General features: G+C 40.5%; 30 protein-coding genes and 3 pseudogenes. 2 read left to right on the top strand and 31 right to left on the bottom strand.

All coding sequences use genetic code 11. The features are described 5' to 3' along the window. Positions 1–34 precede the first annotated feature (34 nt). The 30 genes and pseudogenes from ACFTRD_RS03825 to ACFTRD_RS03680 all read right to left on the bottom strand — a co-directional run bounded on the left by ACFTRD_RS03825 (position 35) and on the right by ACFTRD_RS03680 (position 19,623). Positions 35–526, bottom strand: a complete 492-nt coding sequence (locus tag ACFTRD_RS03825; RefSeq protein WP_379377806.1) for a tyrosine-type recombinase/integrase — start codon at positions 524–526, stop codon at positions 35–37. Positions 527–588: 62 nt separating this feature from the next. Continuing rightward, positions 589–828, bottom strand: a complete 240-nt coding sequence (locus ACFTRD_RS03820) for a phage integrase N-terminal SAM-like domain-containing protein (RefSeq protein ID WP_379377805.1) — start codon at positions 826–828, stop codon at positions 589–591. A 9-nt stretch (positions 829–837) separates the two neighbouring features. After that, positions 838–1,098, bottom strand: a complete 261-nt coding sequence (locus ACFTRD_RS03815) for a hypothetical protein (protein WP_379377804.1) — start codon at positions 1,096–1,098, stop codon at positions 838–840. A gap of 195 nt (positions 1,099–1,293) precedes the next feature. Next, positions 1,294–1,605, bottom strand: coding sequence for a hypothetical protein (locus ACFTRD_RS03810; protein WP_379377803.1), 312 nt, complete (start codon positions 1,603–1,605; stop codon positions 1,294–1,296). A 130-nt stretch (positions 1,606–1,735) separates the two neighbouring features. Further along, positions 1,736–3,370 (bottom strand): serine hydrolase domain-containing protein, encoded by a 1,635-nt coding sequence (locus ACFTRD_RS03805; protein ID WP_379381168.1) that lies wholly within the window; start codon positions 3,368–3,370, stop codon positions 1,736–1,738. Positions 3,371–3,640: 270 nt separating this feature from the next. Then, positions 3,641–3,991, bottom strand: coding sequence for a hypothetical protein (locus ACFTRD_RS03800; RefSeq protein WP_379377802.1), 351 nt, complete (start codon positions 3,989–3,991; stop codon positions 3,641–3,643). Positions 3,992–4,043: 52 nt separating this feature from the next. Beyond that, on the bottom strand, positions 4,044–4,502 hold the full coding sequence (locus tag ACFTRD_RS03795) for a hypothetical protein (RefSeq protein ID WP_379377801.1): 459 nt from the start codon (positions 4,500–4,502) through the stop codon (positions 4,044–4,046). Positions 4,503–4,748: 246 nt separating this feature from the next. Further along, on the bottom strand, positions 4,749–5,150 hold the full coding sequence (locus ACFTRD_RS03790; RefSeq protein WP_379377800.1) for a DUF4279 domain-containing protein: 402 nt from the start codon (positions 5,148–5,150) through the stop codon (positions 4,749–4,751). Positions 5,151–5,310: 160 nt separating this feature from the next. Further along, the gene (locus ACFTRD_RS03785; protein WP_379377799.1) at positions 5,311–5,466 is read right to left on the bottom strand and encodes a hypothetical protein; all 156 of its coding nucleotides are present in this window, start codon (positions 5,464–5,466) and stop codon (positions 5,311–5,313) included. A 389-nt stretch (positions 5,467–5,855) separates the two neighbouring features. After that, a complete protein-coding gene (locus tag ACFTRD_RS03780) occupies positions 5,856–6,323 on the bottom strand; it encodes a hypothetical protein (protein WP_379377798.1) in 468 nt (155 codons plus the stop codon). A gap of 172 nt (positions 6,324–6,495) precedes the next feature. Then, entirely contained in the window at positions 6,496–6,828 is a 333-nt protein-coding gene (locus ACFTRD_RS03775; protein WP_379377797.1) for an SRPBCC domain-containing protein, read from the bottom strand. A gap of 48 nt (positions 6,829–6,876) precedes the next feature. Then, positions 6,877–7,185, bottom strand: a complete 309-nt coding sequence (locus ACFTRD_RS03770) for a hypothetical protein (protein ID WP_379377796.1) — start codon at positions 7,183–7,185, stop codon at positions 6,877–6,879. A gap of 84 nt (positions 7,186–7,269) precedes the next feature. Next, positions 7,270–7,683 carry a hypothetical protein gene (locus ACFTRD_RS03765; protein ID WP_379377795.1) on the bottom strand — a complete coding sequence of 138 codons (414 nt, stop codon included), beginning with the start codon at positions 7,681–7,683 and terminating at the stop codon, positions 7,270–7,272. A gap of 106 nt (positions 7,684–7,789) precedes the next feature. Next, complete coding sequence (locus ACFTRD_RS03760) at positions 7,790–8,074, bottom strand: retropepsin-like aspartic protease (protein WP_379381166.1); 285 nt, start codon at positions 8,072–8,074, stop codon at positions 7,790–7,792. A gap of 75 nt (positions 8,075–8,149) precedes the next feature. Then, positions 8,150–8,407, bottom strand: a complete 258-nt coding sequence (locus ACFTRD_RS03755) for a hypothetical protein (RefSeq protein WP_379377794.1) — start codon at positions 8,405–8,407, stop codon at positions 8,150–8,152. Positions 8,408–8,641: 234 nt separating this feature from the next. After that, positions 8,642–10,363: a helix-turn-helix domain-containing protein gene (locus ACFTRD_RS03750; RefSeq protein WP_379377793.1), complete on the bottom strand. Its 1,722-nt coding sequence runs from the start codon at positions 10,361–10,363 to the stop codon at positions 8,642–8,644. A 45-nt stretch (positions 10,364–10,408) separates the two neighbouring features. Next, entirely contained in the window at positions 10,409–11,185 is a 777-nt protein-coding gene (locus tag ACFTRD_RS03745; protein ID WP_379377792.1) for an IucA/IucC family C-terminal-domain containing protein, read from the bottom strand. Between the two features lies 1 nt (position 11,186). Next, positions 11,187–12,227 (bottom strand): ABC transporter substrate-binding protein, encoded by a 1,041-nt coding sequence (locus ACFTRD_RS03740; protein WP_379377791.1) that lies wholly within the window; start codon positions 12,225–12,227, stop codon positions 11,187–11,189. A 136-nt stretch (positions 12,228–12,363) separates the two neighbouring features. Continuing rightward, on the bottom strand, positions 12,364–12,642 hold the full coding sequence (locus tag ACFTRD_RS03735; RefSeq protein WP_379377790.1) for a hypothetical protein: 279 nt from the start codon (positions 12,640–12,642) through the stop codon (positions 12,364–12,366). A 646-nt stretch (positions 12,643–13,288) separates the two neighbouring features. Continuing rightward, positions 13,289–13,621 carry a DUF3139 domain-containing protein gene (locus ACFTRD_RS03730; RefSeq protein ID WP_379377789.1) on the bottom strand — a complete coding sequence of 111 codons (333 nt, stop codon included), beginning with the start codon at positions 13,619–13,621 and terminating at the stop codon, positions 13,289–13,291. A gap of 230 nt (positions 13,622–13,851) precedes the next feature. Further along, the gene (locus ACFTRD_RS03725) at positions 13,852–14,157 is read right to left on the bottom strand and encodes a hypothetical protein (protein ID WP_379377788.1); all 306 of its coding nucleotides are present in this window, start codon (positions 14,155–14,157) and stop codon (positions 13,852–13,854) included. A gap of 324 nt (positions 14,158–14,481) precedes the next feature. Beyond that, entirely contained in the window at positions 14,482–15,078 is a 597-nt protein-coding gene (locus ACFTRD_RS03720) for a chloramphenicol phosphotransferase CPT family protein (protein WP_379381164.1), read from the bottom strand. A 65-nt stretch (positions 15,079–15,143) separates the two neighbouring features. Beyond that, positions 15,144–15,491: a DUF3969 family protein gene (locus ACFTRD_RS03715; RefSeq protein WP_379377787.1), complete on the bottom strand. Its 348-nt coding sequence runs from the start codon at positions 15,489–15,491 to the stop codon at positions 15,144–15,146. Positions 15,492–15,548: 57 nt separating this feature from the next. Then, a complete protein-coding gene (locus tag ACFTRD_RS03710) occupies positions 15,549–16,100 on the bottom strand; it encodes a hypothetical protein (protein WP_379377786.1) in 552 nt (183 codons plus the stop codon). Positions 16,101–16,431: 331 nt separating this feature from the next. After that, positions 16,432–16,554: a hypothetical protein gene (locus ACFTRD_RS03705; protein ID WP_379377785.1), complete on the bottom strand. Its 123-nt coding sequence runs from the start codon at positions 16,552–16,554 to the stop codon at positions 16,432–16,434. A gap of 127 nt (positions 16,555–16,681) precedes the next feature. Further along, positions 16,682–17,395 (bottom strand): HEAT repeat domain-containing protein, encoded by a 714-nt coding sequence (locus ACFTRD_RS03700; RefSeq protein ID WP_379377784.1) that lies wholly within the window; start codon positions 17,393–17,395, stop codon positions 16,682–16,684. A 60-nt stretch (positions 17,396–17,455) separates the two neighbouring features. Next, positions 17,456–18,181 carry a hypothetical protein gene (locus ACFTRD_RS03695; RefSeq protein ID WP_379377783.1) on the bottom strand — a complete coding sequence of 242 codons (726 nt, stop codon included), beginning with the start codon at positions 18,179–18,181 and terminating at the stop codon, positions 17,456–17,458. 30 nt (positions 18,182–18,211) lie between these two features. After that, positions 18,212–18,394 (bottom strand): annotated as a pseudogene (locus tag ACFTRD_RS03690) (hypothetical protein); the annotation flags it as partial. A 105-nt stretch (positions 18,395–18,499) separates the two neighbouring features. Then, positions 18,500–18,868: pseudogene (locus ACFTRD_RS03685) on the bottom strand (ATP-binding protein); the annotation flags it as partial. 248 nt (positions 18,869–19,116) lie between these two features. Then, positions 19,117–19,623: a hypothetical protein gene (locus ACFTRD_RS03680; protein ID WP_379377782.1), complete on the bottom strand. Its 507-nt coding sequence runs from the start codon at positions 19,621–19,623 to the stop codon at positions 19,117–19,119. A gap of 635 nt (positions 19,624–20,258) precedes the next feature. Here ACFTRD_RS03680 and ACFTRD_RS03675 point away from each other — a divergent pair. After that, positions 20,259–20,652: pseudogene (locus tag ACFTRD_RS03675) on the top strand (ABC transporter ATP-binding protein); the annotation flags it as partial. Between the two features lie 201 nt (positions 20,653–20,853). After that, entirely contained in the window at positions 20,854–21,279 is a 426-nt protein-coding gene (locus ACFTRD_RS03670; RefSeq protein WP_379377781.1) for an exosporium protein C, read from the top strand. 226 nt (positions 21,280–21,505) lie between these two features. Here the strand turns inward: ACFTRD_RS03670 and ACFTRD_RS03665 are convergent, their stop codons facing one another. Continuing rightward, positions 21,506–22,342 (bottom strand): carbohydrate ABC transporter permease, encoded by an 837-nt coding sequence (locus tag ACFTRD_RS03665; protein ID WP_379377780.1) that lies wholly within the window; start codon positions 22,340–22,342, stop codon positions 21,506–21,508. Between the last annotated feature and the right edge of the window lie 3 nt (positions 22,343–22,345).

Raw genomic sequence — 22,345 nt, 5'->3', positions numbered from 1 at the left:
AAATTTGGTGAAAAAGGGAGATATATTAGGATACTCAATCTCCCATATCCATACGATCCAGTGGACTTTGAATACGTTCAATATTTTTCGTACTAACATGCGTATATCGCTGAGTTGTACGTGCACTCGTATGACCAAGTAACTCCTGAATGTAGCGCAGGTCTGTCCCGTTTTCTAGCAAATGAGTGGCAAAGGAATGCCTTAACACATGAATACTAACCTTCTTCACAATTCCTGCGCGTTGTCTAGCTTCTTCAAATACCTTCTGCACGCTCCGCTCGGTAAGATGTCGTTCAGAAGATTGCCCCGGAAACAGCCAACGATTGGGTCTATATTCAGCTATGTATTTCTGCACGATATCCCAGGCGAGACTTGAAAGAAGCGTCCTCCGATCCTTTTGACCCTTCCCCTGTCTCACAATAAGTTTCTGCCTTACAATATCGAGATCGCTGCAACGCAGACGCACAACTTCACCTACACGAAGCCCGGAAGAATAGGTCAGGAACGGATTTGAGTAATTGAGCAACTTCTTTTTCTGACAACACTTGTGGAAGCTTGGTCTGCTTTTTGGGACGAATATACTGGATTTCAGTAGGGTGATGGAGCACAGCTAATGGTCTGATTCACGCTTGAATGTGAGATCCCTCGCTCAAGCAAACCCAAGCAATATCTCTGAACATTTGATGTAGTGACATCCGTATTTTTAAGGCGAAGGCTGCTCAGAAAACGCTCAACCTGATTACAATACGTTTTGATCGTTTTGCGACTATATCCTCGTAACTTTAGTGCCTTCTGTAACGGTTCTTTGCTCCACTGGTTGTTTCCCATATTAGCTTTCTATTGCTGCAGTTCTTCATTGTCAACCCACAACTCCGGGGTAATCTGAACTTCATCTGGATCAAACTGGCTCGTAAACTCCTGGATGGCCGCAATAGTGTAGGGTATGATCCACATTTTCTGTTTGGGTTCCCACTTTCTGCCCGTAATCTGGCGAATGCGCTGAATATATGCAGGGTTATAGGGACAACGAATATGCAATGAATGAGTAGAACCTTTAGTTATGGTGATCTTCTTTTCCGTTGTAGTATCATCGTTCATAGGAAACTCTCCTTTGTTTGAGTCTATGTCTTTCTCCGCAATTTTGAGAAATAAAAAGGAAGGCTATCCTCATCCCAAAAAGGGAATCAGATGACCTTCCGATGCTTTCGGAACATTTATGAACTTTAAAAGTAAAGATGAGCACAGCAAGTTCAATAGCAAATCGTCACTCCATGTAGCTTCAACAAAGCATACCTACTGATCAATTTGTCCTGATGAATTACAGTAGACGATTGAACCAGCAGATATTTCGTAGGGGGATATCTCTTTCCCCAAACATATACCGATATTCTTTTTGCCGGCTATAGAATGATTAATTTGAGTAGAAACGACTCCATACACTTGCTCTACCCCGTCCGTTTTTTTGATGATAATCTGTTCACCAATCATTTCTTTAATTGTCGAAGGCAGTAGTTCATCCAACTCTTCATTGGCCCCCATAACGATGGTTCCGAATTCCGGTGTATCGAAGACTAAGCCAACGCCAAACAGCATTTTAGCTTCCATTCTGTGACCACCTTATCTCTGATCTATGAATAGCTCGCCTTTGACATCTCTTACCCTGAGTTCGGCATTACGAAGTCTAACCATGGCATCTATCAATAATGCTTAAGTTACCCATTTAGCTTCTGCCCTTCTACATATACAAATTCCATCCCACAATAAAAGCAGCCAAGATGAACGCCGAGATGCCAGACATGATGTACATCACCTTTTGCTTTTTGCTGTAACTGCTCTTCCGCAGTTTGAACATAAGCAAGCCAAGATACGCGGCTGCTAGAACCACATAAAGTAGGTTAAACATTAAATTGATCCGTATCGAAGAATGAGCGGGATAAATTGGAAGTCTCGTGTGTATGATTAAAAGGTTAAGAGGAAGTACCGCACCTGCAACATTAATTGCAAGATAATATTTATTAAAATCTATCCGAGGATTTCCTCGTTTATTTCGTTTGTAAAGTAGCATCCGTATAAAATAGACGAGCAAAGCTGTCACACTGAAAAGGATGGCTAGTATGACAGGAATAAAAGATATTACAATCAAGTTCACCTTCCATTTCGATACAGGTAAGTAATCCATGTAAGGAGTGACGGAAATTTTCTCAATAACCCCATTATGCTCAACCACATTATACAGACTACTTAACTCCGCTTTTGAAAATTTGGTTATATCAAGCTGCCTGAATAAATCAGTAAATCTAGAAGAAGCCCGTCGTGCGGATTGAAAATACCCTCCCTCTTCGGAAGTAACGGAATTAACGTATGTACTATTACCGAAGATTTTGCTAATAAGTCCATAATAATAAATTTCCTCGAACGCAATGTTTGTCATGACCACCATTCCAAATTTGGATTCTGGATCAAAGACAACTTTGCTAGAAAACCCTTTCAGATTCCCCACATGCATCAGTGTAGGCACCCAGTATTCCATCTCAACGAACCCATGCGCAAATCGCGGAGTGGAAGTACCTTCATAATATAGACTTGTTGACAACATTTCGTTCAACGTATCCCTGTTCTTAAATAATACATTGCTATCATCTACTGGCATCAGCGCTGCAAGAAATTTTCCTAAATCTTCTGCTATAGCCGCCCCTGTAGGATAAAATGTTACGTATACTCTGTTCTCAGGGATCAGTTTCAAATCTTTTGTATACCCTTCAATCTTATTTCTTCTTTGTACTAGGTCTGGATGATCTTGCCCCGTTGGATGAACCGTAGTGTCGTTCATATGAAGCGGTTCAAAAATATGTTGATTAACATATTCATAAAAAGGTTGGCCGCTTATCTCTTCCACGATGTAACCAGCTAGACCTACGCCGTAGTTCGAATAACTCACTATGCTATTCGGTTTGTATATCTGTTTCGGCTCATTTTTACGCAGCGTTTCTCCTAATTCTAACATTTCATCCTCGGAGTAATAAAACACCTCGGCCGCCGTTTGATCTTCCCAACCTGCATTGTGATGCATCAGGTTCATTAGGGTAATTGGATCATCGTATTTCAGCTTTTTGAAAAATCCATCTGGCAGATATTCCTGGATATCCTTCTCCAAATCAAGCTTTCCTTGTTCGACAAGCTGCATCACACTCGTATAGACCAGCAGTTTAGAGATGGAAGCCCATTCAAAAACCGTAGAGGTATCCGCCTTTCGCTGATTCTCAATATCCGCGTAACCATATGCCTTATTCACAATGGTTTCACCGTCTTTGATAGCCACAACCGAAACGGCAGCGGTATACTTCTCATACGAAGCAACATAAGCATCAATCGTTTCCTCTAATTTGGATAAAGGAATCCTGGATGGTGTAGTCTCAACCTATTTCTCATCAGCGTGGGCAGGTACTGCTATTGCCATAATGATAAATATGTATGAAAGAACACAAGCGATTACTTTGTTTACCGTGTGATGTCCACGATTCATCTGCATTTGCTTCTCTCCTTTTATTTTAAATGTAATTACATTCTCTTGTTTTCACGTATGCGTTTTCAAAAGAGTCCACATGACTCTAAATTTTTTTCAACTGCAATTATACTCCATTCAGGAGAGAGGTCGGAGAATTTCACCTTTCCAATTTACGATGTTTATTTCTTTATCTTTCAAGAGGCACCAATCAATGATTTCACCTATCAATTTTGGCGTGATGATCTCATCGCTCCATTTCGGCGTTAGTACTCTTCTGTATCCTATATATTCTGTTGTCCAGCCTTCAAATTCTTCTCCGATGATGACTATATATGGGGTCTTGTTCTTAATACTGTGTTGTCCCACTTCATAAGTAACGAGTAACTTCTTATCCTCAGAAACGATATGTAATTTGATTATTCCTTCGTCGTCAATTTCCGGGTCAACATACCAATAAATAATCGATTGGAGCGAACGATTGCCCATCCACATGAACACTTTGTTATCCGATGTTGATGGGTCTTATGATTCATTCATTTTATTGCTTTGTTATTCTTTCTTTATTGCCTAATATGACTTCATGAATTTCATCATATAATTGTAAATCTATAAATTCTTCATGAATCCATAGTCCTTCCTCAACATCTCCTCCCCCCATACCTCCACTAATCCCATCACCAGGAAAGTGTTTTTCGTAAAATAGTCCTTGGCCGTCTCCCTCATTACAGTCCCATGCAATGGTATCTAAATCTTTTAATAGAGTATGTAATGTCTCCTCACTGCAATTGACTAGTTTCATAGGGCAAGACAAGTAGATTTGTCCTCCATCATCACCTTCCATAATTACATATGCATCTGGAGTATCTGCAGCTTTCTTAAAACAATCTATAAATTGATTGTTCGGTAGTCCGTTTGCTTCATTAAGGATATGTCGTACAGGGCTATGGTGCTCTGGAATTACATCCATCTCTTTTTTTTCATCTTTTTTTCTTTCCATAAAGATACACCTCTTTATTAGATATGTTTTCGTCAATTTCGGATAATTAATCACTTTTGCAATTAATCACACCTTGAAGATCCATATTTGCAAGTTCAAGTGCAATCGCTAATCTAATCTGTGGATATTTCCTAAGTCCTTTTAAATAGGTATTCCGGCGAATGCCGGACTCAAGGCGAATGCCCGCAGCGTGAATATTATGTTGGGTGATGTCCTGCTCTTCTTTGAGTCTTATATTTTCAATTCTTAGCTATAAATGTATAAGTCAAAATCAATTTCCGCCCCTAAATCATAGATGAACTTTATGGTATCTTTGTTTAAATACATTGCTGGCTTTTCATTATTCTCAATATTAATTACGACTTCAAACTTACATTCAAGATTGTTCTGCCTAATTAATTTTACTACTTGATCTTTTCGATCCTGAATCAGAATTTTAACCTTATCGATCTGATCATTGATATCCAAAGATTCTTCGTACTCTGTAGCTAGCTCCCAACACGTTTCTTTACGGAATAGATCTCTCTGTATAGGATCGCCTTTGAGCCAAGTTCTTGTGGGGGGAATTAACAACGTATTTGTAATTATATTGAGGTCAAATTGATCTCCAAATATACTGAATTCTACTTTTACATTCGTTCTTTCCATCTTGGAATCTCCTCAATTTATATGTCTAGCTGGATTTCACCTAACGATGCTGTATTCACCACCCAGCTTATGCTGGGTGTCCGGCAACAGTCGGACCGAGGGGGTATGCCCGATGCGTAAATTTAATGTTAACTAAAGTACTCAGCCTCCTTGAATATCCTTACAATCTGTCTTCACTCACTTCTTTCAATATCCAATTTATTTTCTTTTCTAATTCATTGATATTTCTGGTTTTGTACGTTAAAAGAGGATTTCCCCAGTCTTCGTTTAGTTCATCTTCTGTATGATTTTCAATCTCTTTTATTCGAATCAGCATGACTGTATACTGTCCTTCAGGTTGATGGGCAGGGTACCATCCAAGATCTAATATTCTTTTTTTCTTCTCATTTCTGAAGTAAAAAATGTCTTCTTGGAACTCCCAAACATGAAGGAATCCTCATCAACAAAATGATCTGGTTCAGCTTGTGTGAAGTTATTCCACACGACTTTCCAATCATTTGGAATAATTAGTGGAACGAATTTAGGTCTTATTGTTTTCACCTTCTTGAGTATTTCAGTTAACGTTCCTGTATTCACGATCCAGCGTATGCTGAAATGTCCGGCGACTGCCGGACCCAGGACGAATGTCTGCAGCGTGAATATTATGTTATAGGATGTCAGCGGCTTCTTCGAATCACCAATCCTTCTTGTACCATTCCCTTTATATCAACTATATTTTTCTTTTAATAATTCTATATATTTGAGTGGGATTTCTGTGATTTTCAAAATGTCTGATACTTCAAGTCCTAGTTTTAGAGCGCTTCTTGCAGTCTTCAAATTATGCTTTACTTTAATAATCCGATCTTTAAATAATACGTTTCCAAAATCGAGATAATCATCAGCGATCTCACCGTTCAAAAAGAACTCTATATCATAGGTTCCTATATGCTCTTCTATGTAAAAGATGTTAATCGAGCAAAATACCATGGCTTCTGTTGTGTTAAAACTATATTTTAGGTATATGGCACGCTCTTCAAGACTTATAAATTCATCATATAATTTGCCCTTAAAAGTATCATGATAATCGCCTTTGTTTTCATCACGCCACTTCCCATAGGTCTTCCAGTAATGTTCTCTCGTGCGTTTCATTGCACTATGCTTACTATCCCATTCAAGTAGAATGTCTTTATTCACTCAATCACTTCCTCACAAAAAAATATGTTAAATAAAATAAATTTTCTTTATGTGTTTGCTGATTTCCTATAACATCTAATCTATGTATGTACTTCGTAAATACCACACATCCTTCCTGATATCTGAACTACGTATAGGTGGGGTGTTGTATTGGAATAACTTTTTTATTCTGTTAACCTTCCATATTGAATGCTTCACTATAGATTTCACCAAACTCAGTTGAGTTATCATGCCACTGAATGGGTTCACCATTAATGATTTGGACCAACACATCCAGACACCGATGCCATCCTGCGGCGGTATTCACTGCCCATGAATCATCGTTAAACGTATGGGTAAAGATCTTTCGACATCCTTTATCTTCTTCCTGCAATGAAAGGTTAACCAGATCATCAACTTCACGGAAACCAAATACATATGGCTTTTCTAACTCTGTAATGGTCCTCTCATATGTCGTTCCTTCACCATCATCGAAAGTAATCTTTCCACCAAGTCTGAGATCCATCTCTCCTGTTGCGAAAGGGCATCATTGGGAGAAGTAACTGGGCTTTCATCACATATATCCATCTTCAGGTTCACCAACATCAAAACCCAACACTTTTGACGCTTCTAACTTAAATGTTTCTATCCAAGACATCCAATCATCGTTATTCATCTGTGCATAAAATGATAATCCACTAGGCTCAACAGATGCTTCAATAAAAACATCATCCCCTTCATACCCAAACCAATATGGAATTCCACTTTTATAACCTATCCACCCTTGCATACTCTCATATACTTTAGAAACTTTATCCCATACCTCATCAGGCAGATCATACCTTATATTTAGGTTGCAATTATGAGAATTTATGTTGTTCATTTACAATCTCTCCTTCTACCTTAGACGTATATCCAATATATCCTCTATTTTTATGTAAAGTACCACACTTCTTCAATTACTTGATCAAGGATATATCTCTTGGTCTTTATATACTATTTTCGTTATCGTTTTTGTATATTTTAATCTCGTTATTTCAATTAGTTGATTTGGCTGATTCAAATTCACGATGTGACTATCTTTTATTAATATTTTACGATTACCTCGTCCCAATCCTTTAACTATAATAATATTTTTATTCTTATTCACATCTACGATTTGCCCAATTGTTACGAACTGTTCTTGGTTTTTGAGATCAAGGTAGGTCAGTAGTCCAAGTATACAAAATATAATAAAACAAAAAATTGATAATCCAGTTGTCCATGCAGGGGGATGATTCACTAAGTAATTTTTGGCAATTATTTGAATTCCAATGATAAAAATAAATAATATGATGAATACAAATTGCTTTTTTAATTTCCCTTTAACTTTTTCGTTCATAGGACTGTCTATCCTCCATCTCCACTTTCCCTATAACAACATGATTGAAACCAGACTCTCTTAGTAATCTCATGTATAGCCAGCCAAATGAATTAAATTTTGAAATTCACTTATGTAAATCTAATCTCTTCAAGTCAATAATAAAATTCTGTTGTTTCAGAATATCCAATCCGAGAAGACCTTTATGATCTTTAGGCAATATGCCTACATCGATCTCTATATTCTCAATGCTGTTTGTGCCTATCACAATCCTGTCCATGATTTTGGTGTAGAAAGGAATACTTCCTCCAATCCCGTATGCTTCAAAAATTGAATCTCCTGTTTCGTAAGTCACGCCGATTTCCTCCAAAACATCAGGACTAATGATCGTATGGGAAGACCCAGTGTCTATAATGACATCATCTATTTTCAGTGTTCTTCCTCTAAATGTAACGGTAAGTGACGTTGTAATTAGCTGTCATCATAGTTAATTTCCATTCGTATTACGTCTCACTCTCATTAATGGATCTTTACGGAGATGAATCACAAAGTCTTGATTCGAAGTATGATATACAACGTTACCAGGCTCTACTCGAAAAAACTCTTTATTCGCATCTTCTTCTGATACGGTGCGAATTGGTGCAACTTCATCTACGATTTTTTTGTTATCTTCCTCATGATAATGATTGATAGAAACCAGAACAAATTGGTCAGGGAACAGTTCTCTAACTTCCTGCCATTTCATGTGTTATACCTCCTGTTTTTCTTAATAGATCAACTTTCTTTCATTTTAACATATACCCCTGATTTCATATAACGTACCTGCATTATTAACACCCGAATTAGTCCAATATGTTCTCATCAAATATGTAGAATATACAAAGAAACCATTCCCTTAGGTGGGTGGATGGTTGCTCGCACGCACTTCCATTAACTACGGGTCAGTTTCTTTTATTTTTTTCTCATGAAAAGCGGCTACTCAAGCCAACAACGCCTCCGCAATCTGATCCACAATCCCATTAATCCCCATCGGCCCATAACAGCCGATCCATGTGGCGGCATCGACCGAGTGTACTTGCTGTCGCTCACCCTCATCGAGCATCCCCCAGACACGTTGCTCTGTCACGGATATGCCTTCCTGCATGAGTTCATTGCTAAGCAAAAAGTAGTGGCTGGCTTGGACAGCCGGTAGTCTATCAACCGAGATATGATACGCCGTGTCGGAGGTGTCTGCCACAAATAACGGAACAGGCAGACCTAGATCACGGTACAGCACAGCACCTGTGCGATGAGCGGCAGAATGTACGCGAACGAGAGAATCCAGTGGACGGACCAGGGCTACGCTTTTGCCTGCCAGTACCGGAGCCAGTTCTTCGGACAGCAAAGCAGTTCGGCGTTGATAATCCGCAAGTATACGCTTTGCCTCTGCTCGTTTACCTGTCAGTTCACCAAACAGGCTTAGAATGGTCTGCCAGCTTTCATTGCGCTTAAACATGAGAACTGGAGCGACCGCACATAGCCGTTCATAGTGCTGATCATGCACTTCGGTGCAAATAATTAGGTCCGGCGACAGTCGTTCCACCGCAGGCAGATCGGGATATTCATACGTGCCTAGTAATTCGGTATGCTGAAGTTCTGCCCGGAGTGATTGAGGGAACGTTAACACTGCACTTCCTACTCCTACACTTCCTGCCGGAGACAACCCGAGCGCCAGCAGATGATCGGCATATTGAACATCCAGTACGGCGATACGCTGTGGTAATTCGGTGACCGTATACTCTCCTCGCATATGGCAGATCACCGTACCTTGGGCTGATTCATACGATGAAGCCGTGCGATTCTGCAGTAAAGCATTTGCATAGTCTGCATCTGTTTTCGAAGCGGCAGCAAGACGATAACGCAGCGGGGGAACGCCATAATATTTCTTAAACGCCCTACTGAAATAATACATGTCACGGTAGCCTATTTTGTCTGCAATTTCGCCGATAGAAGTATCCGTATGACGCAGCATCCGCGATGCATTCTCCATCCGCAGCTGAATGACGTACTCCATCGGTCCCAGCTGCTTCTCATGTTTGAATCGTCGCTGCAACTGTCTTACACTGCATCCCGCAAGGGCTGCCAGTTCTTTCAGCTCCAGGTTTTGGCGATAGTGCGATGTGATATAAGAAGCGACCACATCCACCATGTCGGACTCCGCTCCGCCTTGACCACATTCATACTCCATGATCAGCTCGTAGATCATGCCCTGGAGTAGCGCGTTGGCATAAAACCGTTCCAGCCCTTCGCCGCGGCGCCACTTAACAACGATTTTTTCCGCATTCTCAATCCATTCGGCTTGGGTTACCGGATTCTGAACAAACGAAGTTTGCAATGGGTGTTTACGATACGAAGGCATAACAAGAGAGGCTCCCTCCATGGAAGAAGCCTTGTACATGATGACAATATAATGAATGTCCTCTGATCTGGCCGTCAGCGTAAAGGATGCCCCCTTCACCACATGACAGGCAAAAGAAGCTCCAATGTGGCAACCCTCGCCATCCATTGCAAGCTCCCCTTCCCCTCCGCATGCCAGCAGCAAGACATTTGAAGTTAAATCCGTTTCGCGTAGAACGCTGCCTGTCTGCAAAGTACCGCTATACCCGTCAAGCATCTTGATCGCCGTATCACTCCAACCACTTGTCTGTTCTTGCAGCGGCATTTCTCTCATCTCCTGACAATCGCATAGGTAAAATTGTTGCTGTTGTCATTTTAATTGAGATTCTTTCTCATTGTCAATTTTCGGACATTTCCGGCAATATTCCCCTGACATCTGGTAATACAAACAACAGGTGATCCGCTCGCTTTTCGCAACGGGTACATTATCTGTACAATCTGTGAACCGGGTCAACGGATTCTTTCTTACACCGAACACCTGCCCGGATGCCGCTCGCGTCAAATATGAAAAGTCCGCCTGGATGTGCGCACCTACCTGCCCAGCATCATCTTCATCAGGAGCGAATAGTCGGCTAATCCGTACCATAATATTCTCCCAGAGAATGCTCATCGAAAGAGGTGCAATCGCAGCAAGTGTCTTTAACAGAGGTGTCAGCTGTACCGCAAACATCTCCTGGACCGCTTTTTCCCGCCACACTGCCCTGTCTCCCATTAGTTCTTCTGCCTTAAGCCCATCCACCGCTAGAAAAGGAAAACGTGTACCGCCCTCATCATCTGAGAGCGCCGGATGATAGAGAAAGCTGTTCTCCAGTTGAAAGGTTACATGCTGATGATGAAACGTCATCGCGGTCACGAGCGGAGTCGTCCATAGATAGCCAAGCCGTTTGGCTAACATGGAGGCTGCCACTCTCATGTCAGGCGCATCGATATAGTTCTGAAACCAGCGGATGTACTCTCGACATGCCTCTTCGTCATGCAGCTCACTCAAAGCAATGGTACGGACACTATGTTCAGGCGGCTCACCAAGCAAAATCGAATGATCCTCTACCGTCTCTTTCCATAAGTCTGTCGAGAGATATCGGTTCATATTAATTCGATCCGAGCAGGGCTTCCGCTGCCTGATCTACAATCAGATTAATCGCAAGCGGTCCGTAGTATGCAATCCACAGTGTTGAGTTTACATCATACGTACGGTTATTTTTCACAGCATCCAGGGACTTCCACACGGGATTACTCACCATAGCTTCTGCTTCTGCCGCAAACAGCTCATCCGACAGTACAAAATAACGATCTGCCCCAATGTCAGGAACCTTTTCCATGGAAATTTCAACAGAAGTATCATCCTTGATTCCTTCAACGAGTGCCGGCATTTTCAAGCCCAGGTCTTGATACAAAATGCCGCCTGTGCGGTGCTCGATCCCATGGACACGAATGCCTTCTTTTCTCGGACGAATCAGCGCTACCGTTTCATCGCCCATTTCCTCTGACAGCTTCGCCTTCAGTCCAGCGACTTTGTCCTCATAAGCCTTACGTACCGTCTCTGCCTCGTCCTGCTTGTCAGTAATCTTAGCCACCGTAGCTAACGTATCACGCCAGTCTTCGTAGAAGTCGAGTACGAGGGTAGGTGCAATTTTGCTTACACTCTCATACTGCTTCTCCTGGAAGTCCGTCATGATAATCATATCCGGATCCAACGCCACAATTGCTTCCAGATTGGGCTCGTCCCGTGTGCCCAGAACCTGTACATCACTCGGCTGATCGCCCAAGTATTCTGGAAAATCAGTATTGCCCCCTGCAATAACACTGCCTGCCGGCTTCTCGCCAACCGCTAACATTTGATCCAGAAACTTAACATCAAGCACTGCAATTTTCTTTGGTTTTTCGTTTAACGTCAGATCACCCTTCATGTGAGTGATCGTTACAGGAAAAGCTCCGTCCGTCTGCGTTTCTGAATTCGCAGGTGTCTCCGCTGGCTTGGTCGCCGAAGGCTTGCCGCTATCTGTACCTGTTCCGGCACCGCAAGCCGTCAAGACTAGAATAAGGGCCAACATCAAGCCCATGAATAATCGTGATTTGTGAGCAGCATAGCCCTTGCTTCCAGCCACTTGCCCCTTTGTTCCTTGATTCATGATGAATCCCCCTTATGTATATTACTGATAATGATTTTCATTATCGAAACATAAAGAGAGTATATACGATCTCCGTATTGGGTTACCATGTACTTTTGCGACATTTGAGCCGGACTAAAGCGACATCATGAGCTGCTTATCCGCCCTTTAAATTTTCAGCAATATACGCTTGCAGTCGGTAGATGTCTGAAAGAAGCTCTTCTTCCTCCGGCGTATTTCCATACTCTCCTAGCCAGCGTGGTGTACGGATATGCCACTCATCTGTCATGTATTGCTGTTCATCCCGATACTCTAGAATGTGCTCCAAGAAATACTCCAGAGATCCGAAAGATTGCTTGCGTTTATCGTTAATGATAGATTGTGTTTTTTCAATGATCGTCTGTAACATTTGTTGTATATGGACTTCTGGATTCATAGACTCTCCCCATTCCAACCTGTATCTGTGTATATGATAGTCCATGCGGTTACGTTTTTGAATAAAAATTAACGAGCAGGAAATATTTATGCTGATGGTGACAGAGCTCATGCTTGATTGAAGTGATTAGACTCTAGACTCTTCTTTGTAATTGATACGTTCCTTCATCGAAAATCTTCTTGATTAAACGAGTTATGTTTCCCCGTGTTCTCTAAAAAACAAAAAAGGAAGGCCTTTCTTCACCCCATAGGGAATCAGAAGACCTTTCCGATGCTTTCGAAACATGTGTAATCTTTAACAGTAGGGACAACAGCATTTTAGTTTCCATTCTATGTCCTCCCTATCTCTGATAAATAGGTAGCTCGCTTTTGACATCTGGCACCCTGAAATCGTAATAGAAGTCTAACTATATGGCATCTCTCAATAAAGCATACTGTTCAGTAGAATGGAGTTCTGTCTCCTGATAATTCCTCATTTGTCAAAGACGAGCACGTCTTCTACTTCTTCAACCTTATTGCTGCTATGCGCTGAACATTTATCAAGGAGAGATTCTAAAATTAATTCGGCGACCTCTTCCAACATATCTGGAAAAAGTCGCCGTTTAGAAAGGTCTTCTTATTATTGGTTAGGTTGACGGTGATATGAATCATTCTTGGCCGTTTTTTAAACGTTGAGGAGTCTTAGGATCTAATTGATGCCACTTCGGAACCTCTCCATCCCCATCCGTAAAAATATATTTAGTTTCTGGATCATCTGAAAATACAACATATACAGGATATTTAGGCATAGAACTCAACTTAGCTTCTATACTAACAATTTCTTCTTCTTTATATCCCTCGACATTTATAAGGTGTTCTTTTAGGCTTGCTTCAAGAGAATTGTATTTGAACTGTAAGAATACATAAAAACCGACTATTAATAATAAGATTAGAATTATAGCACCGCTCAGAATCATTTTTATGCTTCCCGTTTTCTTCATATAAACCTCCTAACGGTAATATTAGCATTAATTCTATCAAATCAACTTTAATCTATAAAGAAAAGAAACTCTTTAACTTTTGAAAAGTCAGAGTTTCTGTGTAACTTTTATTACATTATTAGTTGCGCACAGCTTTAAAAGAGGTTGTATAAACAAAATGGTTAGACTTAGTAAACGCTGAAGGGGTTACAAAAAAATTAGTATCACCAGTCTTACCTTTATCAGTAATATCAATACCCTCTCCATAGTAAAAAGCTTGCCATATAAATTTGGAACAATAGTTTGGAGTAAGTGTATCTAGGGGTGAATCGATTTGAATAAGGTATTGTGTAGCCTTCTTGTAATTGTACACCGCCCATTAAATCTTCATCATTCCCATAGACCGAGTCAGGCACACTAATCTCCACTTCCGATGATATCTCATGAGTAGTGTATTGTGTCTCTGCACTAGCCGTAGGTTGCCCCACAGGAAGCATTCCTAGAACTACTAACATAGATGTTAATAAAAGGAATCCTTTTACAAGAATCTTTTTCAACAATATCCCTCCTTATAGTTTATATTCTAAATTTATATTAATTTACACTATTTTTCCATAGGAGGAATTAATCGTTGTTAAATTAGATATTAATACTGATAATGAGTCATATCATAAAAATATCAATAAGTCTTTAGAATTGTAAATTTTTACATATTCGTGTGCAGAGTTATTTACTTTTTAAAGTGAATCGACAACAGGGAGGTACGAGGTGAAATTCTTGTTAGGTAACAGACGTCTATCTCTTTGGTAACTTCTAACCTGACTAAGGACCAAATGGACAATAGTCCCTATGCGTAAGATGCAATCTGAGACATTCAATTTCTATGAAACACGAATCTCTCTTCTACTTAATTTCTTAAATGCCGAGTATTCCTGACTAGACTTCATATAACTTAATATTTTCTCCGCACATTCAGCTGAACTAAGCTCTTCCGTATTCACTTCCAGATCATATTCATCATAGGAGTATATGTAGTCGAACTGGGAATGGGCAAGTCCAATCGCGCGATCTCCCCTGCTCTGCTCTCTTCTGGTGAGTTCCTCTTTGGAGCAATGTACACCTACAAACATGATCGGGTAATCAGCAAGCACATCATAAAAATCGTTAAACCACTTGTCATTGCTGATGACCGTATCCACGATGACATTTAAACCCAGCTCCGAAAACAGTTTAATGGTTGCATAGTACAATGAGCCAATCGGGCCGAAAAGGATGTCTGACATCACATTGGCTTCCAATTCTCTTGTTGGTTTCATATCTGGATATGTAGTATCGATGAACTGATCATAATTTTGGAAAAATTGATCTACAGATAGATGGTGAAATGGAATCTCTCCCTGATTTTTCAATTCCACCGCGATGCTCGTCTTCCCCGAGCTTGACGTTCCGTTCAAAAATATAATGAGTCCTCGTTCCACATCAATCACTCTTATCATTAGAATTGGTGCTGCCATTCAAATCACATACCAAAAAAATTTCCAACTCATTTAATCCAATGTTTCCAAGTCCCTTCAGTAATTTTCTGTTCTATTAAGAACGTTCTCAAAAGCTTTTCTATTTCGTCTAGTGATTTCTCATAATGTATCGCATTTAATCGCTGAAGCAAACTCATTTCCATCATGCCTTGACTTGTAATCTCGATAAGGGTTGAGTGAAGGCTTAGATTTTCTATTTTCGCTAATGTATTTGGGCCGAATAATCGTTCTTCCGCTTGATCCCAATTCATAAGGCCTTCCCTTATAGCTGTTATACACCCTAGAACCAGAATCGAATAAAAGGTTTCTATCTCTTCCTTGTCAGTGATTTCTATTTTAAATGTTATGTTTTTCACTCCTTTATTTCTTTTGGTTCGAAGCTATATGTCCCATGAATCATTTTTTCAACGAAATCATCTGCCAATTTTATTTGATACTTCTCTTTCCTTCATAATATATTGTTTAAAACAATCCCTGAACACATCATAAATCGCCTGCATTTCAATAATCTCGTTCCGAAACTTACCCTGTATCTCTTCTCTTTGCTTATACTCAAGCTCAATGCTGAATTCTTCGGCTTCATATTCATTCAATAATTCAAAGAAGTATTCACAAGGTTCTTTCACTGCTTCACAACTGTCAGCATACTGACCAGATTCCAGCAAAAAACTGGCCCAAGATATTTCTCTTCTGTCGTATTTTATGTACAAACAAGCAATGTATTGATCAAATAATGACATACGGTAATAATCAATAAAAGGTTCTGAATGAATGTATCTGTTAACGATTTCAATAGCACTGCCTTGATAACGCACCGTAGCTAATTCTATGATCCAGTATGGCGGCTTCTTGTACTCAAGGATAATGTCATCACAAAAAGGATGAAAGTGTTTGTACCAGATTAATTTACTATCGAGCATAATACCGAGCTTGCAAGCAAACTCTTTATTAGGTTCTATCTTCATAATGATAAAACTCCTTCTCTGCTGGCTTTCTTCACATGGTATTAGGAAATTACGCCAACAAAATTGGACGAATAGGCGAGCCCGATCCATTTTTAATCTTCAAAGGAAGTGCCATGAATATGCCTGTTGCTGGAGCCTGGTTCATTCTGCTGAACCCCTCCATAATTAGAATGTGGTTGGGCAAAAAATATTCAACATGACCTGGGGCGCCTAGGATCTCTCCGTTCACCATACAAATATCTACTCCCGGTGTATCTGCTCCAATGGTTTTAATGCCTGACTCGTAAAAGTATTGGCACACCTCACTGGTTAAACCCGGTTCATTTTTCCCTCACCAGTCTCTTTCGTTGCCGCTGGCGTCCGGCTTATAATAGTGATCCCAGCCAAAGTCAATCAGAACAATATCCCCTGACTGAACAGAGAAGTTATCCCGCTCCTCTACCTCGCGGATCATGTCCAATCCAACAGGTTTGCCTGCGTATACGTTCAGTTGATTAAAGATTCATAAATTGCTGTAAAACCTCAGTCGATTTCAAAATAAACGCCTCCATATTTGAGTAAACGTACTATCTACTCATCTTTCATTCTTCTTTTCGTTGTTCTCTCATTTGGGCTAATGCTCGTTTGGCCGCTAATTTCCCATTGTGCATTCCTTCTTTGGAGACTTCTACTAATTTTTCTCTAGCCGGCGTGTAACGATGGAACCCCATAATCTCGCATGCTCTCTCTTGAACATACATATCTTCATCATCTACATATTTCATCAGAGAATTCAGATGGCTTTTCGGGGTTAATGCCATAATGCAATAAATGTACTGACAACGAACATCCTCATTTAATCGTTGATCAGACTCAATTACATCGTTCAACTCCTGAATACAAGTTAAGTCTTCATTTATCTGATCTCTACTGAGTTCGATATCGCTGGGATAGTCTTTCTTCAATTCATCCCAATCCTGATGAGGATTTCGTTTCAGTTCACGTATGAATGAACTTACACTTCTATAAGCTGGAGCTATATCCGTCTCCTCATGACTGATATAACTTACTCTGTTTTGGCATGCACCTTGCACATGTAAGCCTATGTAGTTCGAATGATCATCTGTCCATAAAGGAATCATATTGTGACATACCTCTATTCCAGCCATATCATCCAGTAATTCAATGATCTCTTCAGACTGCATTAATCTGAACAAGAATTTGTGATGCTTCTGTTTCTGAAGATGGACTTCTAACTCCTCAACAATTGCAGCAGATAAAGTAATACCCAGTCTGTTAAAAAGATCAGCAAACATATTTTCGCCCCTTCCAGTATTCACCCCACATCAGTCGATCATAAAAACAATCGCAACGTTTTAACGTCTGCCGATGAATAGCTTCGTTTGAGTCCAATGAAGATTATAGCCATAGCGATATAACTCAAAGTAAGGATACAGGCAGTTTTCTGCTTCCTGCAAACCTTGATAGCGGGGCCATTGCAAGTAATAGGCTACCCAATAATCGCAAGCGATGGAATAGTAGGCTTCGCTCAATATTTCGATAGCTTCATTGTAATCTTTGCGTGAGCGAAGGAGGTCGCCAAGCGCTTCGTAAACGACCTCGCTATCCTCTTCATCCGTGCCTTGAATCAGTCTTTGTTCTAACTTGCCAATTTCCCCTGGCGGTAATACAACCACTTCCTTTACACATGCCAAAGCCTCGTATGCTTCCTTAGCTACGTCCGCTATTTCATCATCCTCCGGCACCATGGAGAACAGACTCTTCAATCTTTGAATTAGTTCCTCCCCTAGACCACGGAGCGTTTCCAAGGAAGCATCCTCATGTCCACCATTGAAATAACCCGGCACATATTCGCCAGCGAATTCCTCTGGATTCAACATCTCATAGATCAGACGTATGCTGTCCAGAAAACGCTGACCGTCTGGAATCGGCTCAAACACACGTTCAACGCCTGCTCCCGATGGCATAAACCACTGAAAAAATCCGTAGAGATGGTCTGCTTCAACCTGCTCATCTTCTGCTGGCTCAAATTCTTCTCCGCCCATCGCTAATAAATAGCGGCCATATTCCTGTTGATCCATGAATACCATCCCCTCTCTTTTTTCACCAACCTACCACTCTCTCCATTCTTCCGTGATATCTTCATCCTCTTGGGCGTCTAATCCAGCCAGCCTAGCCGCCTTGTCGATAAAATCGGCCAATTCTTCACGTTCCATCGTTTCAATAAAATAATCATTGGCCTCATTCATTTCATTTGTTTTAATGTTTTGAATCACTTCAATAACCTCCTTTTGATTCTTAATAACAAATACATGATCTGCTTCCTCTTTGGTAGGTTCATCCGATTTCGACTTTTCTTGTCGTTCTAACACTTCCATAAAGCTCGACGCCCTTCGAAAGATAGCCTTACTTCTCTGTGTTTGTACTACTCGTTCTTTCAACACTTCAATGGGTAAATCAAATGAGACAATAATACATTTAAATCCTTTTTCACGAAAATATCCGAGGACATTTGATCGAGCTGGCTGATTTAAGTTTGAATTACTTAAGATGATGTCAAAGTTACTTTGCTCTACAGCATACTCAACAATTGAATTTGTTACAGTAAATTTCAAATGATTTGGCCCTTCTGTGGGACGCAGCTTCTTATAGTGTTTATTTATAAATTCTGCGTGGTTGTCCTGATCTATCACAACAGCTTGTTGTAATATTGATTCTAATTCTTTTGCAAACGTCGTTTTCCCACTATGTGTCTTTCCAACCGTCATGATTAAAAGGCGGGTCATAATCTTATCTCCAATCGGTTTAAGATTCTAATTGTAACGATATCATCGTTGACTTACTTATTAATTTTTAAGCCGATCTTTCAGGTAACATTCCTGTACTCATGACGTCCAACGTAGTCGGATGTGTCCGACTGATTCCACTTCCTCGAAATTCATCTGCCGGACCGAGGGCGTATGCCCGATGTGTGAAATTATGTTAAGCGGAGTTACTAACCTCTTTGAAATGCTATCTAGGTATTAATTATCTTTGTATATGTTTTTACTGAATCTGGAAGAACTTCTTTAGACTCTGCTTCTTTACTTTCATCATTTATCTGTCTCGTAATTATCTCCAATCCATCAAAACATGCATTCTGTTTGTACCAATCAATTAATTCAACTAAAGATACACTTTCTTTTACTTCCATACCTTCATAATGCGATACAATCGTTATTGTAAATGTCGGCACTAGAGCATCCGCATTCAAGTAATATATAAAATTTTTACCTGTGTAGTGCTTCGTAAGATATGCCTCTATTTCTTGCTCTAGCAAAGAAAACACTTCAATCAATTGATCTGAAGATATTCTATTATTCTTTATAAGTCTATTGAATCCATGAATGTACAAGTAATTATAGTTTGCTTCATCTCTCGTTAGAGCAGGATCGTTAGAAAACAAAAAAGTAGGAGAAGTTATTATTGAAGTAATCTCTCGATATGCCTTCTGGGCGTATTTATTTAAATATTCTAAAATCAAGTACGCTCCCTCCCTTCAGTAATTTCACTTAACCTTATTGCATTCACGAACCCTCACCACCTTAAGGAAGTCTGGGAGGATCAGATAGATCTTATCTTAGCCTCCCAGATCATCCGGCCACGATGCGGTTAGGTGGTGCAGGGTTCTCCGCCTGACTCCACTTCTTTGAGTGTCCAGCGAATGCCGGACCCAGGACGAATGTCCGCAGCGTGAATATTATGTTAAGCGTTGCTTCTGTCTTCCTGAATTGACTTCACTAGTCTTATACTGACTTAACATCTAATTTCTTAATTCTTCTTCGTGGCATACCAATTTAAAATTTCTTTATGCGTTCGATCAATCTTTCTGTTATATCTTTCTCTGCTTAAAACTTATGAAGTATTTGCCTCGTGCTCGAGTTCGCCTCGTCTGATTTACTCTCGCAGGGCGCGCTTCGATTCCGAATCCACTTCGACAATCTGATCAGACCTTCAGAAACTCTTAAATCGTTTTTAAATATGTCCTTCAGAAGTTGCGCTTAACAGCTAATTTATGTACTTCGTAAACACTAAACATTCGGCCCAGTATCTGAACTACGTATATGATAACTCATCTTCTGGTTCTGGTAAAAGTACACTGTTAAATATACTAGGGTTCAATTCTTTGCGTTGTTAAAGGACTATTCCGTTCTTGATAATGTGGCACTGCCCCTCACCTACCGAAAATCAAAACATAAAGACCGAGTCACCAAAGCCCAGCTGTATATTGAAAAAGTCGGTTTGAAGGAGCACATGCGAACTATCGGGTGGACAACAGCAGCGGACTGCCATCGCGAGAGCTTTGGTCGGAGAACCTGAATTAATTCTGGCCGATGAGCCGACTGGAAATCTGGATCGAAAAACCGGAGAGGAGATCATGGATCTCTTGCAGCAGCTCCATCAGGAAAGAAAAACCGTCATTATCGTAACGCATGATCTGGAAGTCGCCAAAAGATGCAATCGCATCATCGAAATTGTTGATGGAAAAATAAATAAAGATCAGCTTCAATGATAAAAAAATAGCACTGTAAGGAAAAAAAAGAAGGCCCCCTCATCCCTATGAGGGAATCAGACGACCTTCCAATGGTTTTGAATATTGTTAAGGTGAAAAAGTAGTACAGACCAAGTGAGAACACACATCTTATATCATTGTCCAATCACTCTCTTTGTGTCCAACATATCTTGAAGATATCAAACAAGAGGAGTTGATATTTTGGTACGTATTCTTGATAAAGCTGCCGTACAGCCGCGCCGTAGGTTCAACTTAGCAAACTCATTTATTATCCGGCGTTCACCAGCAAGATCTCGCCTTGCAACAATCACTTTACGGATTCCAGTCAATGCTCAACCTAATCGGGTAGATTTAGTAGCAACCGTTGGTGTTCGAGGTGTCACTGGCATTGCGCAAATACTCTTTAGAGTCTTCCGCGATGGAAGAGAGATTTTCAACACCCAACAAGGTATCGAATCTAGTGGTTCTGAACAAAATTATGCAGTTACGTTCCAGGCAGAAGATAGAAATGTAATAGCCGGTTCCCATGTTTACACAGTCACAGCAGAAAACCTTACTGCAAATACAAGAGCCGATGTTGTTGGGCCTATATCGTTTAGTGGGTTAGCCATTAAAACGAGAACCTGATACCATATTTGCAATTCTCAGCACTTGAATGATAGCCCTATAAAAACCTCAATTTTGAGGGAATAAGTACTCTAGGATGGAAAAAGAAATAGAAAAGTAATAAGCAGCTCGTTCTCGTCAGAGGATGGGCTGCTTTTGCTCATGCCTCATCGAAACCCATCTCGCAGGCCAAGGCTCCACCTACACTGGGGTTCCGAATCGCTAGCTTAATTCATACAAATGATGTTCAACCTTTTATACCGCTAAATGTAATGCCGCTAATAAACGTCTTTTGAAGAAAAAAGAACAAAACAATAATAGGTAATGTCATCAAGGTGGATACGGCCATTAATAGCCCCCATTCGGATCCCTTTTGACTCTGAAATTGCTGCAATCCGAGTGAAACCGTGTAAGATGGTTCATTGGTTAAATAGAGCAAGGGGCCCATGAAATCAGTCCAGCTCCCCATAAATTGAAACAATGCCACGGCTAAAACGGCGGATTTGGCTAGTGGAAACATGATCTGTAAATATATGCGGAACTCACTAGCGCCGTCTAAGCGAGCCGCTTCGCGCAGGGCATCAGGCAGTCCCATGAAAAACTGCCGTAATAGAAAAATGTAAATGGGCACTCCAAAAAATTGGGGTACAATCAGAGGAAGAGGTGTTCCTACCCAACCTAATTTAGTAAACAACAGGAACAGAGGAATCATCGTCACCTGTCCGGGAATCATCATAACAGCAAGGGTAACAAAGAAAAGTATACCTCTCCCACGGTACTCTAATTTGGCAAAACTATATGCAACCAAGGGACAGGATATGATCACACCAAGCGTACTAACGATTGTTATAATCGCCGTATTTTTCAGATAAGTCCAGAAAGGGATATACTCAACGGCACGGGAATAATTACTCCACAGAATTGGATGCGGAATCCACTCTGGTGGGAATGTAAAGACTTGTGTGAGTGGTTTAAGAGAAGTCGAAAGCAGCCAAATGAACGGAATAAGGAAAAATGCAGAAGCAACAATTAGACATAAATAGGCTAACGCACGATTGATTCTTTTGATAGCGATAGGATTCATCCC

This window comes from Paenibacillus sp. NPDC056933 (genome assembly GCF_042674385.1).
Classification (GTDB): Bacteria; Bacillota; Bacilli; order Paenibacillales; family Paenibacillaceae; genus Paenibacillus.
Note: the sequence above shows the minus strand (reverse complement) of the source record. Positions and strands in the feature narration are given on the sequence as shown.